At 31.0% G+C, this 2,960-nt stretch carries 2 protein-coding genes; both read right to left on the reverse strand.

Annotation, left to right across the window (positions count from 1 at the left end; all coding sequences use genetic code 11):
• Positions 1-127: 127 nt before the first annotated feature.
• On the reverse strand, positions 128-1,852 hold the full coding sequence (locus tag E7Z81_RS12035; protein ID WP_292748168.1) for an ABC transporter ATP-binding protein: 1,725 nt from the start codon (positions 1,850-1,852) through the stop codon (positions 128-130).
• Positions 1,853-1,889: 37 nt separating this feature from the next.
• Positions 1,890-2,903, reverse strand: coding sequence for an SPASM domain-containing protein (locus E7Z81_RS12040; protein WP_292748170.1), 1,014 nt, complete (start codon positions 2,901-2,903; stop codon positions 1,890-1,892).
• Between the last annotated feature and the right edge of the window lie 57 nt (positions 2,904-2,960).

Consider the following 2,960-nt stretch of genomic DNA (forward strand, 5'->3'; position numbering starts at 1 on the left):
AAATCGAATATGATACCTCAAACCCTCAGTATATTGAGACAATTTGGGGCGTCGGTTACAGATTTAAAGTTTGATAAAGCGACAGGGTGTGAAATAGGAATTTCACACCCTTATTTTTTAATCATTCCTATGCCCCTTTAGCAGTATTTATCAAAGAGTAAACATAGCCTTTTTTTTCGTATAATTTATTAAAGTGTCCCTTTTCGACTATTTTACCGTTACTAATTGCTAAAATTTCATCAAACCGTGACAGGACATTCATATCATATGAATGGGTTATGAAAACGATCATTTTGTCATCGTCCATAAGTAGTGCATCCAATATTCTACAGGTGGTTTCTTTATCAAGTGCGGATGTTGACTCATCCATTAATAGGATAGGAGTATTTTGTAAGTAGGCTCTGGCAAGCGCAACTCTCTGTCTTTCTCCTCCAGAAAGATTCTTTCCTTCTTCTCCACATTGAAAATCACAGCCTTTTTCAAAAATAAGTTCATTTAAACAAAACTTATCTATAATGATTTTTATCTCATCTTCGGATATTTTTTTGTACATAGTTATATTATTGATAATACTATCATCAAAAATGAAATTGTTCTGATAAACTATAGAAATTAATTTGAATAAGGAGCCATTGTCAATTTTATTGATATTAATTCTATCGAAACACAATTCCCCACTCTCGGCAGTAAGTGTTTTTATTAGTAGGTTAAATAGTGTTGATTTACCACTACCAGAAGTACCGACAAGAGCATATTTTTTTCCTTTTTGCAAAGAAATGTTCCAATCTTTTATTATTGGTTGAGATTCAACGTAAGAAAAATTTACATTTCGTAATCTTATTTCATCATTAAAAGATTTTACTTGGATATACGAATTGGTATCTTTTTTATCACTTTGTAATAAAGTTGAGAATTTTTTCATCAATCCAAGAGAGGCTTTTGCATCTGAAAGCATTTCTGGGAGATTAGTTAATGGATCAATTATATAAGTCATTAATCTGGTAAACACAACTACTGTACCTGCTGATATAAGGTTTTGCTTTTTTGAAAAATAAACACAGATAAGAAGAACTGCAAATTGAGTGATATATCCGGACAATGCTGCAGTATAGTTTATTTTTTCAAGCTTCTTTTCACGATTAAGAAGCTTATCACTTAAGGATTTGTTTATTTTTAGATACCTCGTTGTCAAACCGTTTTCTGCAAGACATGACTTAATAACATTAAATCCATTTAGTATGTCCTTTAGCACTAGAACATATTTAGAATTATTGTCAGAAATTAGAGCTTCAGCCTCTACTAATTTACTACCTGACTTCATAGATGATAGAGCAGGTATAAGTGAAATCAAAAGGGCAATAGCTGTAAGAAAAGGGCTGTAGTAAAGCATCAAAACAACTGAACCGGCAGCACATATTATAACTTGAGCAATTATTGGAATTTGGTCTAAAAGGTCGACTTTTATAGTATTTACATCATTTGTAAGTGCTGAAAGATATTCTGATGTATTATGCAAACGCATAGAAGATATATTTTTATTAAAAATACAAGTCATTGCATAGTGTCTATATTGAAATAATGCTTTTGATACAAAGGCAGTTCTAAAAAAATAAACACATATTCCAGCAGATAGTTCAATTAATGCAATGAGCAGTGCTGAAAAAAGTAAATATTTAAATGACATATGAGAATAACCGGATGCATAATCTATACATTGTTGCATGAGCCATGAAGCTGCAATTATTGCAATGGATAAAATGATTGCGGCAGCAATAGAAAGAGCAAGGTTCAATTCGTTGCCTTCCATCATTTTATATTTCATCTTTTTATATATTTCTTTGTTATATTTCATTGGTTTAGCTCCTGAGTATTACTCATTGATTTAATTATTATTTGTTTATGCGTTTATATAATAGCTGTAACAATTTTGGATAGTATATTTCATGTAGAAAACGATAAAATTGTTCTTTCTCGTCTTTGCATTGTCGATTAAAATCAATATCTGCTGATAATTTGCATCCTCCGGCGCAATATCCGGCAATTGGACATGACTTGCAGTTGTTGTAATCGTCAGATGTTATTTTTTTTAGTTGATATTTTTCTATGTTATCAAATGTAAAATCCATTATTGAGTAGTTGGATCGTCCAACAGTATACGTACAGCGATATGTTTTTAAATCTGGATCAACATAAAATACAGTATCAAGTGGAGAAGATGCCCAACAATATGTTCCTGGTATTTTTAATTCTGTTTGTCCATAGTTCATTCCAATTTTTCTTGCCAATTCATATGCTGAACGTAAAAATGAAATGTACATTTTTGATGGAACAGAATTGATGTTGGATAATTCAGTTAAAATATCTACATAAGAGACGATTCTACTGTAGTTGGTTTCGTAAAATCTATCATCTACTCTTCCAAAACCAAAAGTGAAAAAAGGATTATCGAGATATCCGTTATTTCTGTAGTAATCAATTATCGAACCAATTTTTCTTATATTATGAGAATCAATATTTGTTTCTAAATCGACATGTACACCGTTATCAATGAGAAGCTTGACATTTGAAAGAAGTTCATTAGTTACATTTTGATGTAATTTACTTAATTGTACGGGGGTTCTTGTAAATTCATTGTCTTCGATACTATCAATAGTTGAACAAACTGTAATACCTAAACTTCTATATATGATTAATAGCTTTAGGTAATGATCAAGGTTTTTCCCATTTGTTGTAATACCGATTGAAATTTTTTTAGCCACACAAAAGTCAAAAATCTTTGTTATTAAAGAGTAGTTTTCTACAAGTAATGGTTCTCCTCCAAATAGTCCGATTTGCACTTTTCTGTCAGTATTTTTCTTTAGGTATTCTGAAATTACGTCTAAGACTGATGATTCTTGTAACATCCGGACAGGATTCTTGAATTATCCGGACATGTAATCTTTTATTATCCGGACAAGCAT

The sequence above is a fragment of the Methanobrevibacter sp. genome (assembly GCF_015062935.1).
GTDB lineage: Archaea > Methanobacteriota > Methanobacteria > Methanobacteriales > Methanobacteriaceae > Methanocatella.